The following is a 16,769-nucleotide window of genomic DNA, read 5'->3' on the forward strand; positions in this document are numbered from 1 at the left end:
TCTGAAACAAGATAAATTAAATATCGCACTTATTCAGTCTGTTTTGGTATGGGAAAACCCATCTCAAAACAGACTGAATTTTTTAAACAAAATTGATAGTATTACTCAACCTGTTGATATTATTGTTCTTCCCGAAATGTTTACATCTGGCTTCACCATGAATCCAAAGGGTGTTGCTGAAACAATGCAAGGCGAAACCGTTTCATGGATGAAGAGTATAGCATCAAAAAAACAAGCTGCAATTACTGGGAGTTTGATAATAAAAGAGAATGACAATTATTATAATCGTTTGTTATTTGTGCATCCAAATGGTGAGATTAATAGTTATGACAAGCGCCATACTTTTACTCTTGCAGGAGAAGACAAAGTCTATACTGCTGGAACAAAAAAGCTCATTGTAGCCTTTAAAGGTTGGAGTATTTGCCCTTTAATTTGTTATGATTTACGTTTTCCTGTTTGGGCTAGAAATACTGAAAATTATGAGGTTTTAATATATGTTGCCAACTGGCCTAAACCTCGTGTTAATGCTTGGGATGCACTTTTAAAAGCAAGAGCAATTGAAAATATGAGTTATTGTATTGGAGTAAACCGAGTTGGGTTAGATGCTAATAATCATGAATATTCTGGTCATTCAGCAGCTTATGATGTATTAGGTAATAGATTAGATACAACACCTTTTGATAAAGAAGCTATAAGTATTGTAACTCTAGATAAAACTGAATTGGAAAACTATAGAAATAAACTTAACTTTTTAAATGATAAAGACGAGTTTACTCTAAAGTAAAATCTTGAATTATATCCCAATTTGCTGAAGCTTCAATAAGTTTTGAATCATAACTAATACGCTCTGGTTGAATCTTTTTAAGATAATTACCAGTATCCCATTTTTGGTTTCCATTAGCATCAAAAACAACTCTTAAATAATAATTTCCAGTATTTATATATCTAAAATCGAATACTTTTGGCTTATCGGCAAACTGTTCATATTTTAAATTTCCTTTTTCATCAGTTAATTGAACAATTACAGGATATGTTGCATTATTTAATACAACCCTAATATTAGCATAATCTGAATACGCTTTGGTTTGCAAATTATAATTTAGTGTATCATTTACTTCTCCAAAAAAACTGGTTAATGCTTCTGGTAGCATTTTAATTTTATAGACTTGAGACTCTTTCTTTTCGAACTGAAAAGTATATTTATTATGCAGCTCATCAAACTGAGTTGTAAAAGGCACAGGAACAGAATCTTTATCAATAATTTTAATTAAATCTTCACGAATAAAAGTAAAAGGAACTGAGCCTTCAATTTCAAAATTTTGATTAAAATTTAAACTCCCTTTTTGAATTGCGTTAATAGTAAGAGAATCTTTTTTGAAATCTCTAAATTTAAAATTTAATGTATCTCTATGTTCTTTATTACTTACTACAAATAAAGTTGAATCTCTTTCCAGGCTTTTATTATACCAATAATATAAAGTATCAGATTTAACATCTTTAGTAATTCGTTCTACTAATCCTTCTGGTCTATCACCCAGCAATTCAATTTGCATATTTTTATAATCGCCTTCAAAACCAAAAGCTATTTTTTGACCAGCAGCTTGCTTGGGCTTAACAGCTTTAAAATCTAACTCTTCTTTAAATAATTTAACAGAGTAAACAGTATCTGAAGGCACTGTTATTACCTTGTCGTAAAAACCTATTTTATCTTCTTTTTGCTGATATGTAAAATTTCTGTTTTCATCTTTTAACGCTACCAATTTATATTTCCCTGCTTTAATGTTTTCGATATTAAATGTTGTTACGCTGTCTAATGTATTAGTAATGTATTTAGGCTTTTTTTTGTAAACAACAGAATCGTTATAAGTAGAATCAACTTCGTAAAGCATAACAGACACAAACGTATCTGCTGTCATACTTTCAGCATCTAAAATATTTCCTTTTACAGAAAGTGAGTCTATATAATTGCCTGTTGAAAATACATATTTATAGTATGGATATGGATTTTCTTCATTATTATCAACTATACTCGTACCAAAATTAAAAGCATATGTTGTATTTGGTTGTAAAGTGTCTTTTAAAACAATTTTAATGTATTTACTAGCTGTTCCTAAAGGTGTAATATCAGGTTCAGTAGTCATTGGCGGCGAAATAATAAGCTGCTTTTGAATATCTTTTATTTTGATATACTCATCAAAATAAATTCGTATTTCATTGCCTTTAAAATTAGTAGTAAAATTTTCAGGTGTAGACTTTGTTATTTTTGGTGGCATCTCGTCTTTTTCACCTCCTGAAGGTGTGCCTCTATTAGCACAAGATACTACTAAGACCAAAACTGATAAGAAAGTAAAAAATCTATAAAAAAACTTTTGCATGCGCTGTTTTAAAATTTAAAGCAAATTAACAACATATTTGGGATACTAACGAAAACGATAAGGCTAAAATTACTATTAAATTCATATCATTTTGTTAAAACTATTCTGTAATTGCCATCGTTGCAATGCTTATTTTAATATTGTCTATAGCAAGTAAAGCATTAGAACAAGCCTCAAGTGTTGCTCCTGTTGTAATAATATCGTCAACTAATAAAATATGCTTGCCTTTTAGAGAGGTCTTTTCTACAATTGAAAAATCGGAGTTATGGGTTGTAACTCTTTTTAATCTGTCTTTAAATACTTGCGTTGTAGTTGCTTTAGTTTTAATTAAAACATCATCATTATAAACTGTATTTAACGCTTTTGCTATTTCTTTTCCAAACTTATCAACTTGGTTGTATCCTCTTTTACGCAAGCGAGATTTATGTAACGGAACAGGAATAACTACATCTATATCATTATAAAGATTAGTGTTTTTAAGCTCAGCACCTAACCATTGCCCTAAAAACAAGCCAACCTCATCATAACCTTTATATTTTAGATTATGAATCATGTGTTGTACTTTCCCTTTTTTATGAAACCACAATAATGAAGTGGCATTACAGAAATTTACTCGTCCGTATAACCTTTTTGTTACAGCATTATCAGGTTTAGTATGAAAATCTGTTATAGGAAATTCATGCCTACATGCTGTACAAACATATTGCTCATTATCACCTAAATGCTCTTCACATGCTAAGCAAACCTTTGGAAAAAACAAGTTTAACAAATTTATTATCATTTTATCGATAAAAAAGAGATAACACAAACATAATATATATTTTCGCTCCAGTTAATTAAATAATTCATAACCTCCCTCAATAATTAAATAATGATAGTTAACCCTCAACTATTTAACTACAGATTAATTATAGGTTCTTTAATAGTGGCCATTGCAGTTTTGGCGGTTTTTAGTTTTACAAATTACGAATCAATTAAATCGCATCAGCTATTTTTAGAACAAGAAAAAAAATTAGTCGAAGGTGAATTATCTCAAATGTTAGTGAGATATGACGAAGTATCTACAACTAATGATGATATATCCTTAAAACTTAAAGAAGCTAAACTGTCAACAAAAATGGCTTTAGATTCTCTTCGATTATTAAAAAGTGATTTCTCGGTAATTTCAAAATACAAAAGTCAGCTTATAACATTAAAATCTAAAAACAAAGAACTTTTTGAAACCATCAGTTCGTTAGATGACATAAATAAGAAACTTGAAAAAGACAAACTTCTAGCTTTTAATGAATTAAGAAAGCAAAAAGAAGAAAACTCTTCCTTAGCAAAAGAAAATAAAGATTTAAATAAAGCCCTAGAAAAAGGAGCCTTACTTACAGCAAATTCTTTTAAAGCAAAAGCGTATCAAACCGTTTCAGGAAAACAGTACGAGACAAAAAAGGCATCGAAAGCCACTTCAATTCAAGTGTGTTTTACTTTAGCTGAAAACGCATTAGCACTCAAAGGAGAAAAAGAGTTATACATACAAATAGTTAACCCTAAAAATAATGTAGTAGCAGATAAAGGCTCTATCGAATTTGGCACGTCTTCATTAATATATAGCTCAAAAAACAATGTATATTACAATAACGATGTTGTTGATATTTGTACAAATATTGAAGCCGACATTGATGACAAACCACTTACAAAAGGCATTTACTACGTATCTGTTTTTTATAAAGACAGAAAATTAGGAAATACTCAAATTGTACTAGACTAATTCAAACAAATATATTTTAATAAACCGTTCTATTAATTGGAGCGGTTTTTTATTTTTGCATCATGACAAATCAAGACGATCAATTTAAAAAAGTAATATCTCATGCCAAAGAGTATGGTTATGTATTTCAGAGTAGTGAAATATATGATGGCTTGAGTGCAGTTTACGATTACGCACAAAATGGTGCTGAATTAAAGAAAAATATTCGCGATTACTGGTGGAAAGCTATGGTGCAAATGCACGATAACATAGTAGGTATAGATGCTGCTATTTTTATGCATCCAACAACATGGAAAGCTTCAGGACACGTTGATGCTTTTAATGATCCATTAATTGATAATAAAGATTCAAAAAAACGCTACAGAGCAGATGTACTTATTGAAGATTATTGTGCAAAAATTGAAGCAAAAATTGACAAAGAAGTAGATAAAGCTGCAAAACGTTTTGGTGATTCGTTTGATAAAGCACAATATTTAGCAACAAACACTAGAGTTGTTGAGTATCAAGAAAAAATAAATACAACGCTTTCACGTATGGCAAAATCTCTTGAAAAAGAAGATTTAGCTGATGTAAAAGCTCTAATTGAAGAATTAGAAATTGCAGATCCTTTAACAGGAAGTAAAAATTGGACAGATGTAAAGCAGTTTAATCTTATGTTTGGAACCAAACTAGGAGCTTCTGCAGAAAATGCAATGGACTTATATTTAAGACCTGAAACAGCACAAGGTATTTTTGTTAATTTCTTAAACGTTCAAAAAACTGGGCGAATGAAAATTCCTTTCGGAATTGCTCAAACAGGAAAAGCGTTCAGAAATGAGATTGTTGCAAGACAGTTCATCTTTAGAATGCGTGAGTTTGAACAAATGGAAATGCAATTTTTTATTAAACCTGGAACACAAAAAGAATGGTTTGAGCACTGGAAAGAAACCAGAATGAAATGGCATTTGTCATTAGGAATGGGAACAGATAATTATCGTTTTCATGACCATGAAAAATTAGCTCATTATGCAGATGCAGCAACAGATATAGAGTTTAAGTTTCCATTTGGGTTTAAAGAACTCGAAGGAATTCATTCACGTACAGATTTCGATTTAAAGCAACATGAAGAGTTTTCAGGGAAAAAACTTCAGTATTTTGACCATGAAGACAATGCAAGTTATACACCTTATGTTTTAGAAACATCAATTGGTTTAGACAGAATGTTTTTAGCTGTTTTTTCTAACTCGTTAGTTGAAGAAGAGCTTGACAATAACACTACCCGAACTGTTTTAAAATTACCTGCTGTTTTAGCACCAGTAAAAGCCGCTATTTTACCTTTAGTAAAAAAAGATGGTTTGCCAGAAATAGCAAAACAAATTGTTGATGATTTGAAATGGGATTTTAATGTTGATTATGATGAAAAAGATGCTGTAGGAAGACGTTATAGAAGGCAAGATGCAAACGGAACGCCTTTTTGTATTACTGTAGATCACGACACTTTAGAAGATAATACAGTAACAATACGTCATAGAGATTCAATGGAGCAAGAACGAGTAAAAATTGAAGATTTAAGACATATAATTAAGCAAGCAGTTGATGTAAAAACTTGGTTGATGAAGATGTAATTCTTTTTAAAATAATAAATACTAAAACACTCTTGAAACAAATCCTTGAGTGTTTTTTTTATATCTCATAAACAACCATTTCTCCTCCCCAAATTTTATAACTTTTAGTATTTTGGATTGGCATAAGTGTTTCTATTAGTTTCCTATTAACAGGATATGCATAAATAATAAGTATCTTTCTTTTGTTTCTTACTAAAGATTCAGATATATGTTGTAGAACTTTTTTTAGAATAAACTCATCAAAAGGATTATACATAAAATAAACATAACCATCATCTAAAAATACATACTCTCCAGCGTCAAAATTAATAATTTTAAAAGCCGTCTTACTCTTTGTTTTTTCTTTATAAATAGAAATATTCTTTTTTGCTATTTCACATAAAACAGGAGAAAATTCAATACCTCTAACCTCTTTAATTCCAAATTCGGCTGCTATTAAAAGTACTCTACCTTTACCAGAACCAATATCAATAAAAACTTTGTCGTCGGGAATTTTTAACTTTTTAAATAAGCGTATTAATGACAATGCTCTTGTAGCCTGATATTTAACTGCATGTTCATTAATACTATCTTCAACCTCTAGTTTGTCTTTTGATACCCAAGAATAAGTGTCTAAGCCAAATTTGTAATCATAATAAAGATCATAAAGGTAAGTTACGCCTCCTTGAAGTAATTTTATAAAACCTTCTTGCCTAACCTTGTTGAAAACTCTGCTAAAAATACTCATACTTTATTAACAGGCTTTGCTTTAATAATAATCATATTCTTTAATGATTACACTTTGTAGTCTATCAATATAAATTTAAGAATATATTACACATTTACAACATTTCTTATACTTAAATAAAAAAGCCCAATTTTAAGTATTGGGCTTTTTATTTAAAATATTTTAACTACTAAAACCTATACCCAAAGTTTACTCCAAAACGGCCTTCAATATTATCTAAATAGTCTGTATCGAAATTCCCAAGATTTCTTGCTATTTCTCCATTTATCGACAATGTAAACCTGTTATTAAATAGCCATTTATGTCCTAAACCAAAACCTGCTGAAAACCCAGAAACGTCATATTTATATTCTTCTTCAATATAAACATCATTCTCATAATCAAAATAGATATAATCATCTAACACTACCTCTCCTGTTCTAGCTTTAAGTTGAGGATAAAAGTAAAACCCTTCATGATCTTTCTGCTTTGAAAAATAAATCATGTAAGCTGCTTTTAAACTAACTGCATTACTACTTTTTAAGTATCCAGCATCATAATAGCCATAAGTATCAAAAAAAGTAACACCTAAAAAGAGCGATTGGTTTTTTGCAAATAAATGCTCATAGTTTACATTTAATGAACCAGCTACTACTAAATCAAAGAGGTTTGATGATATCTCATGCTTTTTGGTTTGGTCATCATCAGACTCTTGTGCTATTGATATAAATGATGTAAATAACAATACTGTGATAAGAATTTTTTTCATATAAGTTTAAGTTTTATTAATTAGGCTTTAGTAACAACTATTATACCAATTGTAGATGCAATTATACCTGAAAGGTTGCGTAAGAAAAAACTTAAATTAAAAATAAGCTTTAAGTTGTACTGTTCCTGTATGGATCGTTTTGGAAGTTTCTGTTTTTCTTCCAAAATAATTAAGATTTAAATCTAAAAAAGTTGTTAGTTTCTTTTGGGCTAATAAACTCCAAGTAAAGTTTTTTCCTGGTTGTAACCCTTCTAACATTTGGTAAGATACTGGTGTATTTGCATTACCATCAAAAGTATTATCAAAAAAATTAATTTCGCCAGTTAAAGCCACTTTTTGAGCGTTATTATATGTAAACGAAACACCATAATTATTCTGCAACAGTGTTTCCATATTTCCAACAGTATTATCTTTAGATGTATATTGGTAAAACACATCAAAACGTGCATTTTCATTAAACAAATAAGATAACTTTGGTTGGAATCTTACTTCATCAATTATATAATTTCGGGATGCAAAATTTTCACTCAAACTCTCATTCTTTTCTAAACTCGATTTCAAATTCACCAACCAACTTGTAGCAAATTTATGGTTAAAATTAAGTTGATGACTTTTAAGTTTGCTCTCCTGAAAACCAATTGACAATAATGTTCTGCTTGTATTGGTTAAAAAAGTATAAGAGGTTGTGTAATGTTGTTTCCCTCTATTAAAAAATAAAACGTTTCTAACACTTTTATTTAGTGCTAGTTGATTTTCATCACTGCTTGCAAAAGGGTTTAAATCGAAAGAATTGCCTTCCCTTTTAATTTTTCTATCAATTAAATATGATGCCTGATTATAAAAATGAGACCAGAATTGCTTCGATTTACTATCAGAAGCCGACCATTGTTGTGGATTAAATGTGAGCGTTTGGCTTAACCTATTTTGATGCGTTTTAACAAAAACCTGATTTGGCAACAATACTCTTATATACTCTCCTTGATCTTGAAATTGAGCCACCTCAAATTCATTTAGTTCTTGTATTCCGTTGCTATTGTAATCTATCCATGTGTAAGCGCCTTGTCCTGGCTCTACTCGCACATAAGTAAAATCTTGTTGTGGCAAACTCCCAGCATTGGTTTCAAAAATGGTATTCCATTGTACAATTTGCTTAAATAATTGCTGATTGTAATTTAATCTTGAGTTTAGTGATTGCTCATCTTCAATATTAGCTTCAACCGATTTTAAGTTTCTATAATTTATGTAAACTCCTAAATCTGTTTCTGTATTTTGAATGATTTTTGATTTAATATAATATGTGTTAGAGCTATTAACTTTAACCACTTTATTAAATCTTAAACTATCATTTATTCGATGCTTATAACCTACTTCAGCAAATACTTTAGTGCTATCTCCAACGCCATAAAACACTTGATACGATTTGAATTTTTGACTTAAAGGCGTTAAACTATCTGTGGTTGTGCTTCGTTGTTCATTATTTTCTGCAGCCAATTTTGTACCAATCCATTGCTTGTTAAAACTATAAGTCACTCTATTAAATGTTCTTAAAAAAGTTGAAGTAGTGTTACTTGCTTTATTATTTAACACACTAGAGTTTGTAAACACATTAAGTTTATTAAGGTTAAGGTTTGCAAAAACATTATGCTTATTTCCATTAAAGTTTTCAGAATAATTAAGATGTTCAAATTTGTATGAGGCAAACCCTTTTTTAGGATGAACAAGCTCAAAACCTGTTGTTAGTAGATTTTGATTTCCTAGCGGTTGATCTAAATTCCAGTCTCTATTAAACTCTGCATAATACAAACGTTGTACTGTTTTAAAGTTTTGTTGAATCATATCAGCATCAACAATTGCAGATAGATTCCAAAGACTATCAGTTTTTATAATATTGTGTTTTACTCTTAACTTTCCTGCAAAACCATCATTATTACTATCATCTAAATTTGAAAATAAATTCAAATCATTTTTACTTCCTGCAGCTTCAAAATAAATATCAGTTTTGTCTGTTGGCTTGTATGTACCATTTACAATAGCTAGCTGTAATTTTGTTGGAGCAATAAGCTGAACTATTGCTGCATAATTTCCTTGAGGCACACCAGAAATTGGCTCTACATATTCATAAATTTTACTAATTGAGTTACTATTAATTAATACATAATCGCCTTGATTATCACCAACTAATCTAAATTTTACACTAAATAACTCATCATCAGGATTGTTTGAAAACACAAATGCTTCAACTCCACTTATAAGTTCTTTTTTATATAAAATTCTATTCTCACTATACGTTTCTGGAGTTCCTGAAGGAGCAAACATTAAATCTTGGTCATCTCCAGCATTTGATAAAATTTGTATTTGTTCAGCTGATAAATTTTGCTGTAATGGTTGATTTTTTGAATCTACTTCTGAATAAACAGAAACACCAAGTTTTAATTTTTCTGTTTCATAATTACCTCCACCAAAAGCTGTAAATCTCGAAAAATTACGTTCACTAAATTGATAATCGACAGTAATTCGCATTTCTGAAGTAATAGGAAATGTAGAGTTAAAAATAATCTCACCAGCATTATAATCGATAATATAATCATTACTCTCTCCACGTACTATTGGTAAACCATTAACATAAACAGTTTCACTACCAGATACTATAAGTACAAACAACTCATTATTTGGACCACGCAATTTATAAGGTCCTTGGTTACCTTCTTGTGCTAAAAACTGACTTGTTGTAAACTGTCCTCTTACTAATGCTCCAGCTACAAACAAATTAGTTTTAGACTCCTCTTTGTCTAGATTAACATTAACCAATAATCCTTGTACACGTTTGCTAAATCTACCGAAATAGCTTGTATTGTTTTCAAGATCAATATCTCCTGCTCTTACATTCCAAGAATCACTAAACAATTCAATAAAAACCTGATCAAATTCATCTAATCGTTGTGAATAACCACTTTCTTGTAACGGAATATTGGCATCTTGAATTGAAGCACGCAATGACACTTTATCACTTAATTTTCCTGAAATTTGTAAATCTAGTTCACTGTTTAATACCGAATTTTGATTATTTCCAATCGTCACGCCTCTCGATATACTTCCAGAAGTTGTAAGTCCATCAAAAGGTGTAAAATTTTTAGTTAATGTAGATTGAGACAACTTGTATAAGCGTTGCATATTATCAGTATTCTCAACAATAATTTTATCATCTAACTGAAAATATTTACGTGTAATAAATTCAGGGTATTTTAAATACTCGATGGTTACAGAGTCGGTTTCTATCGGCTTCTTAAAGGTTAATATCGCTTTTGAAAAATCTATGTTATAAAATGAAGTATCTATAATAACATTGTTTTTTGTCTTTAAAACAAATTTGCTAGAGTTTATACTTACAGAATCAACCAAAATTGTATCTCTAACGGCAACCTTTTTAGTTTTATAATTAGATGCTTGTTCTTGTGCAACAGCACAAAAAGACATTAATAAACATATAAAACCAATAGCAATTTTCATGTAGTATATAAACTTGTAAAGCTTAAAAATATTTTATAGTTAAAATGACTATAAAAATATCGTATAAAAGTACAGTATTATTTATTTTAGCTGAAATTCTAAACATATAACATGAAAATCATCTCCTATAACGTTAATGGTATTAGAGCAGCTCTTAATAAAGATTTTATTGGCTGGTTAAAAAGTGCTAATCCAGACGTGATTTGTTTGCAAGAAATTAAAGCGATGAAAGATCAGTTAGAGCTAGATATTTTTGAAGCTGCTGGTTACAAGTATCATTATTGGTTTAGTGCTCAAAAAAAAGGATATAGTGGTGTAGCTATTTTAAGCAAAACAGAACCAAATCATGTTGAGTTTGGAACAGGAATAGCATCTATGGATTTTGAAGGCAGAAATCTTCGTGTAGACTTCGATGGTTTCTCTGTTATGAGCTTGTATTTACCTTCAGGAACAAATGACGATCGCCTTCAACATAAGTTTGATTACATGGATATGTTTCAAGAGTATATTAATACCCTAAAACATGAAATTCCTAATCTGATTATTTGTGGTGATTATAATATTTGCCATGAAGAAATAGATATTCATAACCCAAAAATGAAAGGTGTTTCAGGCTTTTTACCTGAAGAACGTGAATGGTTAGGAAAATTTATTGATAGCGGATTTATTGATTCATTTAGATATTTACATCCAGAAAAACAAGAGTACACTTGGTGGAGCTACAGAGCAAACTCTAGAGCCAATAATAAAGGCTGGCGATTAGATTATGCATTAGCAAGTAAACCATTGCAAGAAAAGCTTAAACGCAGCGTTATCTTGTCGGAAGCAGTGCATAGCGACCATTGCCCAATTTTACTAGAAATAGAAAACTAAAAACCCAAACAACTTAAATATATTTAACCATGATTAAAAAACTGTCATTAATAGCATTAACATTAGTATTATCAACTTCTTGTGTTTCTAAAAAGATATATACCGATTTAGAAAACAAGTATGCCGATTTAAAAAAAGAAAACAGAAAGATTTCTGATGAAAATACTGAACTTTCAAAAGCATTAACAGCTGCTCAAAATGAACTTGCAAAGCTTCAGAAAAATTATGATGCTACTCTTGCACAACGCGATAAACTGCAACAAGATTATGAAGCAACAAAAACCAGTCTTGATAATTTGCAAAAATCTTATGAGGCATTAGAAAAAAATAGCTCGTCTGCAATTGCGGAAAACGCAAAAAAGAACAGAGAGTTATTAGCACAATTAGAAGCAAAAGAACAAGCTCTTGCTGCCGAAAATGCACGTTTAGAAAAACTAAAGAAAGATATGGATTTACGTTCGCAACGTATTGCAGAGTTGGAAAGCATAATATCGTCTAAAGATGCTGCAATGACCAAGTTAAAAAATGCAATTTCAAAAGCATTAACTAACTTTGAAGGTAAAGGTTTAACTGTAGAGCAACGTGATGGAAAAGTTTATGTGTCTATGGAAAACAAACTATTATTCCAATCTGGTAGTTGGGCTGTAGGAACAAATGGTAGAGAAGCTGTAAAACAATTAGGAAGTGTTTTAGCAGAAAACCCTGAAATTGCAATTTTAATTGAAGGACATACAGATAATGTTCCTTATACAGGTTCTGGTCAATTATCAGGTAACTGGGATTTATCTACAAAAAGAGCAACAGCAATCGTAGAAATTTTAAGAGAAAATGCATCTATTAACCCAGAAAATTTAACTGCAGCAGGACGTGGAGAATTTGCTCCAATTGCTAGTAATGATACTGCAGAAGGCAAAGCAAAAAATAGACGTATTGAAGTGATTTTAACACCAAAGTTAGATGAGATTTCAAAGCTATTAAATGACTAGTTAAGCATAAACTTAACATAGTTTTAAACCTTTCAGTTCTCAAACGCTGAAAGGTTTTTTTATCTTTGGTGCTTGTTAAAAAATACATGAAATGTCCATTCCTACAATTTGAAAATCCAACCAAAATGATAATCTGGACATTGCATCTGACCTTTAAAAAACAAATAAATATTAACAGATGAAATACACAAAACTACCACACACAGATATAAAAGTTAGTAAATTATGTTTAGGCACTATGACTTGGGGAAACCAAAACACACAAGCAGAAGGTTTTGAACAAATGGATTATGCTTTAGACCAAGGTGTTAATTTTTTTGATACTGCTGAGTTGTATCCTGTACCTGCAACTAAAGAAACTTATGCAGAAACAGAACGTATTATTGGTAATTGGTTTGAAAAAACAGGTCATAGAGATAAAGTTGTTTTGGCTTCCAAAATTGCCGGAACTGGAGATTATACTGCTCATATTAGAACCAATGGTTTTAGTCCAGAAGCACTTAAAGATGCAGTAAACCAAAGTTTAAAACGACTAAAAACCGATTATATAGATTTATATCAACTGCATTGGCCAGAACGTAACACCAATACTTTTGGCGTTAGAGATTATAAACATGTTGAAGACAAATGGGAAGATAATTTTAACCAAATTCTTCATACACTAGATGAAATTATTAAATCTGGAAAAATAAGACAAGTAGGTATATCTAACGAAAAAGCTTGGGGAACAATGCGTTATTTAGAAGAGTCTAAACATCATAATTTGCCAAGAATGATAACCATTCAAAATGCTTATTCATTACTAAACAGAGTTTTTGAAGGTGATATGGCAGAAATAGCTATTAGAGAACAAATAGGTCTTCTTGCCTACTCACCAATGGCATTTGGTGTGTTATCTGGTAAATACATAAAAGGCACAGCAGGAGATAATGCAAGGCTAAAATTATTTCCTAGGTTTGCAAGATATAGCTCTGAACAATCAACCGAAGCTACAAAAGGATATCTAAAAATTGCTGAACAACATAATATTACGCTTGCACAATTATCATTAGCTTTTGTGACATCACGTCCTTTTATTACAAGTAATATTATTGGAGCAACCTCTATGTTGCAACTAAAAGAAAACATCGATAGTATTAATGTAACTCTAATCCAAGATGTTTTAGATGCTATAGAAAAGGTGCATAACAATATTCCTAATCCAGCGCCTTAAAGTTAAAAATTACGTAGTTCTACGTATTTTAAAATTCAAAAAATTGAATTAATTTGTAATTTCATTGAAATAACGAATTACACATCGGAATCTTTCGAAACTATTGATGCAAACGGTAATGTAACATATAATACTGTAGAACCAATTGCAAATCAAATAAACAATAATACTGAACCATGTTATTAATATGAAAAAATTAGTTATAGTTATAGTATTAATTTGTAGTTGTAAATCATCTGATTTAAAAAATACTAATGAAATATATCAAACACTTTGTGAAGAAATATATTTTAAATATTCAGTTCCCAAAAAAATAAAAGATAATGGAGTGGGTCTTATTCAATATGAAGACAATTCATATTTTATTAAATTTTTATCAAATAGGAATATTATTGGAAAAGAGTTTTCTCCTGATATACTAGACTTTCAATTAAATAGCGCTTTTAATAATGAGCAGTTAGAGAGTTATATCTCACAATTGAATTCTAAAAATTTTGTACTTGACAAAGATGTGAATTTTAAGAATAAAAAAATTCGAAAATTTAATGAACTTAAAAATCAAATGAGACATTATGATTATTATAAAGTTTATGTTACACAACCATTATATTCAAAAGACAAGAAAATTGCTATTATTTTCTCGTCTTCAGGAGATTTTTGTTTAATGAACCTCTTTGAGTTTTACAATAAAAAATGGAATTATATAGCGTCTTATAATACAATTTCTCCGTTAAATTAAATAATAAATGAGTTTTACGTCCATTAAAGTGAAATCAACTTTTTTCTTTTGTTTAGGGATATTCTTTATATCTTGTAAAAGCTCAAAAATAAAAAACGACACTCAAATTATAGAAGCTTATATAAATCAACTATTACATAAGTCTTTAAACTTAACAAAGATTAATCAATTAGATTCCAAAATAATTATCAAGTCCTATTCTGATGAATTCAAAGATAAATATCATAAGCTTCCTATTATTAATATTATCAATCCATTATTGTCATTAGATAAAATCTTTGCAATAATTTATTACACAAATAGTCATGAAGCACATTTATATTTGTTTAAAAAGATAATAACAAGTGGAAGTATTTTACAGCATACAATCTAACATTCCATTAAAATAAAATGCTACAAAGAACCCTCAAAAAACAAAAACCCCTTCCACAAAAGTGAAAGGGGTTTTTAATATTAATTGATTTCCTCACCATTTTTATCAAAAAAATGGTATTCAAGATATGTGTAAGCATCTCTGGGTTGTATTTTAACCCACTTTTTGTGTTCTAAAAACCATTTAGAACGTTGTGATGGAAAGCCTTTTGTTAAAAAGGCTGCTATAAAAGGATGTGTGTTTAAAGTCATCTTTTTATAGCCTTTTTTAAAGAGTCGTTCCATGTCTTGAGATATTTTTTGCACAACTTTAATTGGTGCTTCTATTTCATCTCCAGATCCATTAGGGTTTTCCTCTTTGGTTTCAATATTCCTTTCTGGGCGTACTCTTTGTCTGGTAATTTGTACCAATCCAAATTTGCTCGGAGGTAATATTTTATGCTTTGCTTTATCATCTTTCATTTCGTCACGAAGATGATTGTACAGTGTTTTGCGGTTTTCGGCATTAGACATATCAATAAAATCGACTACAATAATTCCTCCCATATCACGTAAACGTAACTGACGAGCAATTTCTGAAGCTGAAATTAAATTTACTTCTAAAGCTGTGTCCTCTTGATTTTTTTCTTTGTTAGATCGGTTTCCACTGTTTACATCAATTACATGCAGTGCTTCGGTATGTTCTATCACAATGTAAGCACCTTTTGCCATAGATACTGTACGTCCGAAAGAGGTTTTTATTTGCCTCTCAATACCATATTTTTCATAAACAGGTACGCCATTTTGATGTAGTTTCACAATAGATTCCTTTTTAGGTGCAATTTGATGCACGTAATCTTTAATTTGTACATAAAGCTCTTCATCATCAACTACAATACTAGAAAAAGTGTCATTAAATATGTCTCTTAAAATTGAAGAGGCTTTATTCATTTCTCCTAATACTTTACTTGGATGATTGGCTTTATTAAGTTTTTTACACATTGCTGTCCATCGACTCAGCAAATTTTGTAAATCGCTATCTAGTTCGGCAACTTTTTTGCCTTCTGCTACAGTACGAACAATTACACCAAATCCTTTAGGAGTGATGCTTTTTACCAATCGTTTTAATCGGTCTTTTTCTTCTTTAGATTCTATTTTTTGAGAAATAGAAATACGATCTGAAAAAGGAACTAAAACAATATATCTACCTGCAATAGACAGCTCGCTACTAATACGAGGTCCTTTGGTAGAAATTGGTTCTTTAACTATTTGTACTAAGATAGACTGGTTAGATTTTAAGGCGTCAGCAATGCTTCCGTCTTTATCAATCTCTTTCTCAAACTGAAAGTTTTTGAGTAAAAAATCTGTGTGTTTCCCTGTGCTTACACGTTTTACGAATTTTAAAAGTGAAGGTAATTGAGGTCCTAAATCATGATAATGCAAAAATGCATCTTTCTCATAACCTACATTAACAAATGCAGCATTTAGCCCTGGAACAGCTTTACGTATTTTGGCAATAAACACATCGCCAACCGCAAAGTTGTTATCCTCTTCATCTTTATGCAATTCAATAAGTTTTCCATCTTTTAATAAGGCAAAATCAACAATATCAGAACTCGATCTAATAATCAATTCTTTATCCATAATGTTAATTTATATCCATTCTAATACATTAGAACAGATGGATTATACTTTATTTTTTGACACAGGATGTTAAATCCGGTAAATTATATAATTATTTAGGTAACAAATAATTACAAAATTTCATATCAAAGAACGTTACTTTAAAACCGAAAAAGTAGTTAAAAAACTACTTTTTCAATTTATTTCTTTTTGTGACGATTAGCGCGTCTACGTTTTTTACGCTTATGCGTCGCTACCTTGTGTCTT

The 16,769-nt window shown here is 30.1% G+C and carries 14 protein-coding genes; 8 read left to right on the forward strand and 6 right to left on the reverse strand.

The window, feature by feature from the left end; all coding sequences use genetic code 11:
* The first annotated feature begins 1 nt into the window (after position 1).
* Positions 2 to 784, forward strand: a complete 783-nt coding sequence (locus IEW41_RS05670; RefSeq protein ID WP_188605604.1) for an amidohydrolase — start codon at positions 2 to 4, stop codon at positions 782 to 784.
* Here IEW41_RS05670 and IEW41_RS05675 read toward each other — a convergent pair.
* A complete protein-coding gene (locus IEW41_RS05675; protein WP_188605325.1) occupies positions 771 to 2,375 on the reverse strand; it encodes an Ig-like domain-containing domain in 1,605 nt (534 codons plus the stop codon). The two genes, IEW41_RS05670 and IEW41_RS05675, sit on opposite strands and share 14 nt — an antisense overlap.
* Positions 2,376 to 2,475: 100 nt before the next feature.
* A complete protein-coding gene (locus tag IEW41_RS05680) occupies positions 2,476 to 3,135 on the reverse strand; it encodes a ComF family protein (protein ID WP_308419843.1) in 660 nt (219 codons plus the stop codon).
* Positions 3,136 to 3,246: 111 nt separating this feature from the next.
* On the opposite strand from IEW41_RS05680, the gene IEW41_RS05685 reads away from it, so the two are divergent.
* On the forward strand, positions 3,247 to 4,131 hold the full coding sequence (locus IEW41_RS05685; RefSeq protein WP_188605327.1) for a DUF8428 domain-containing protein: 885 nt from the start codon (positions 3,247 to 3,249) through the stop codon (positions 4,129 to 4,131).
* A 62-nt stretch (positions 4,132 to 4,193) separates the two neighbouring features.
* A complete protein-coding gene (locus IEW41_RS05690) occupies positions 4,194 to 5,735 on the forward strand; it encodes a glycine--tRNA ligase (protein WP_188605328.1) in 1,542 nt (513 codons plus the stop codon).
* A 58-nt stretch (positions 5,736 to 5,793) separates the two neighbouring features.
* Here the strand turns inward: IEW41_RS05690 and IEW41_RS05695 are convergent, their stop codons facing one another.
* The 3 genes from IEW41_RS05695 to IEW41_RS05705 all read right to left on the reverse strand — a co-directional run bounded on the left by IEW41_RS05695 (position 5,794) and on the right by IEW41_RS05705 (position 10,717).
* Positions 5,794 to 6,462, reverse strand: coding sequence for a class I SAM-dependent methyltransferase (locus IEW41_RS05695; protein ID WP_188605329.1), 669 nt, complete (start codon positions 6,460 to 6,462; stop codon positions 5,794 to 5,796).
* Between the two features lie 169 nt (positions 6,463 to 6,631).
* Entirely contained in the window at positions 6,632 to 7,210 is a 579-nt protein-coding gene (locus IEW41_RS05700; protein WP_188605330.1) for a hypothetical protein, read from the reverse strand.
* A gap of 96 nt (positions 7,211 to 7,306) precedes the next feature.
* The gene (locus IEW41_RS05705; RefSeq protein ID WP_188605331.1) at positions 7,307 to 10,717 is read right to left on the reverse strand and encodes a DUF8818 domain-containing protein; all 3,411 of its coding nucleotides are present in this window, start codon (positions 10,715 to 10,717) and stop codon (positions 7,307 to 7,309) included.
* A 111-nt stretch (positions 10,718 to 10,828) separates the two neighbouring features.
* On the opposite strand from IEW41_RS05705, the gene IEW41_RS05710 reads away from it, so the two are divergent.
* The 5 genes from IEW41_RS05710 to IEW41_RS05730 all read left to right on the forward strand — a co-directional run bounded on the left by IEW41_RS05710 (position 10,829) and on the right by IEW41_RS05730 (position 14,901).
* Entirely contained in the window at positions 10,829 to 11,590 is a 762-nt protein-coding gene (locus tag IEW41_RS05710; protein ID WP_188605332.1) for an exodeoxyribonuclease III, read from the forward strand.
* A 29-nt stretch (positions 11,591 to 11,619) separates the two neighbouring features.
* The gene (locus IEW41_RS05715; RefSeq protein WP_188605333.1) at positions 11,620 to 12,576 is read left to right on the forward strand and encodes an OmpA family protein; all 957 of its coding nucleotides are present in this window, start codon (positions 11,620 to 11,622) and stop codon (positions 12,574 to 12,576) included.
* Between the two features lie 178 nt (positions 12,577 to 12,754).
* A complete protein-coding gene (locus IEW41_RS05720; protein ID WP_188605334.1) occupies positions 12,755 to 13,789 on the forward strand; it encodes an aldo/keto reductase in 1,035 nt (344 codons plus the stop codon).
* Between the two features lie 187 nt (positions 13,790 to 13,976).
* Positions 13,977 to 14,528, forward strand: a complete 552-nt coding sequence (locus IEW41_RS05725; protein ID WP_188605335.1) for a hypothetical protein — start codon at positions 13,977 to 13,979, stop codon at positions 14,526 to 14,528.
* A gap of 7 nt (positions 14,529 to 14,535) precedes the next feature.
* Positions 14,536 to 14,901, forward strand: coding sequence for a hypothetical protein (locus IEW41_RS05730; protein WP_188605336.1), 366 nt, complete (start codon positions 14,536 to 14,538; stop codon positions 14,899 to 14,901).
* Between the two features lie 80 nt (positions 14,902 to 14,981).
* Here IEW41_RS05730 and IEW41_RS05735 read toward each other — a convergent pair whose 3' ends face one another.
* Positions 14,982 to 16,523 carry an Rne/Rng family ribonuclease gene (locus IEW41_RS05735; protein ID WP_188605337.1) on the reverse strand — a complete coding sequence of 514 codons (1,542 nt, stop codon included), beginning with the start codon at positions 16,521 to 16,523 and terminating at the stop codon, positions 14,982 to 14,984.
* Between the last annotated feature and the right edge of the window lie 246 nt (positions 16,524 to 16,769).

This window comes from Aquaticitalea lipolytica, from assembly GCF_014641635.1.
Lineage (GTDB): Bacteria > Bacteroidota > Bacteroidia > Flavobacteriales > Flavobacteriaceae > Aquaticitalea > Aquaticitalea lipolytica.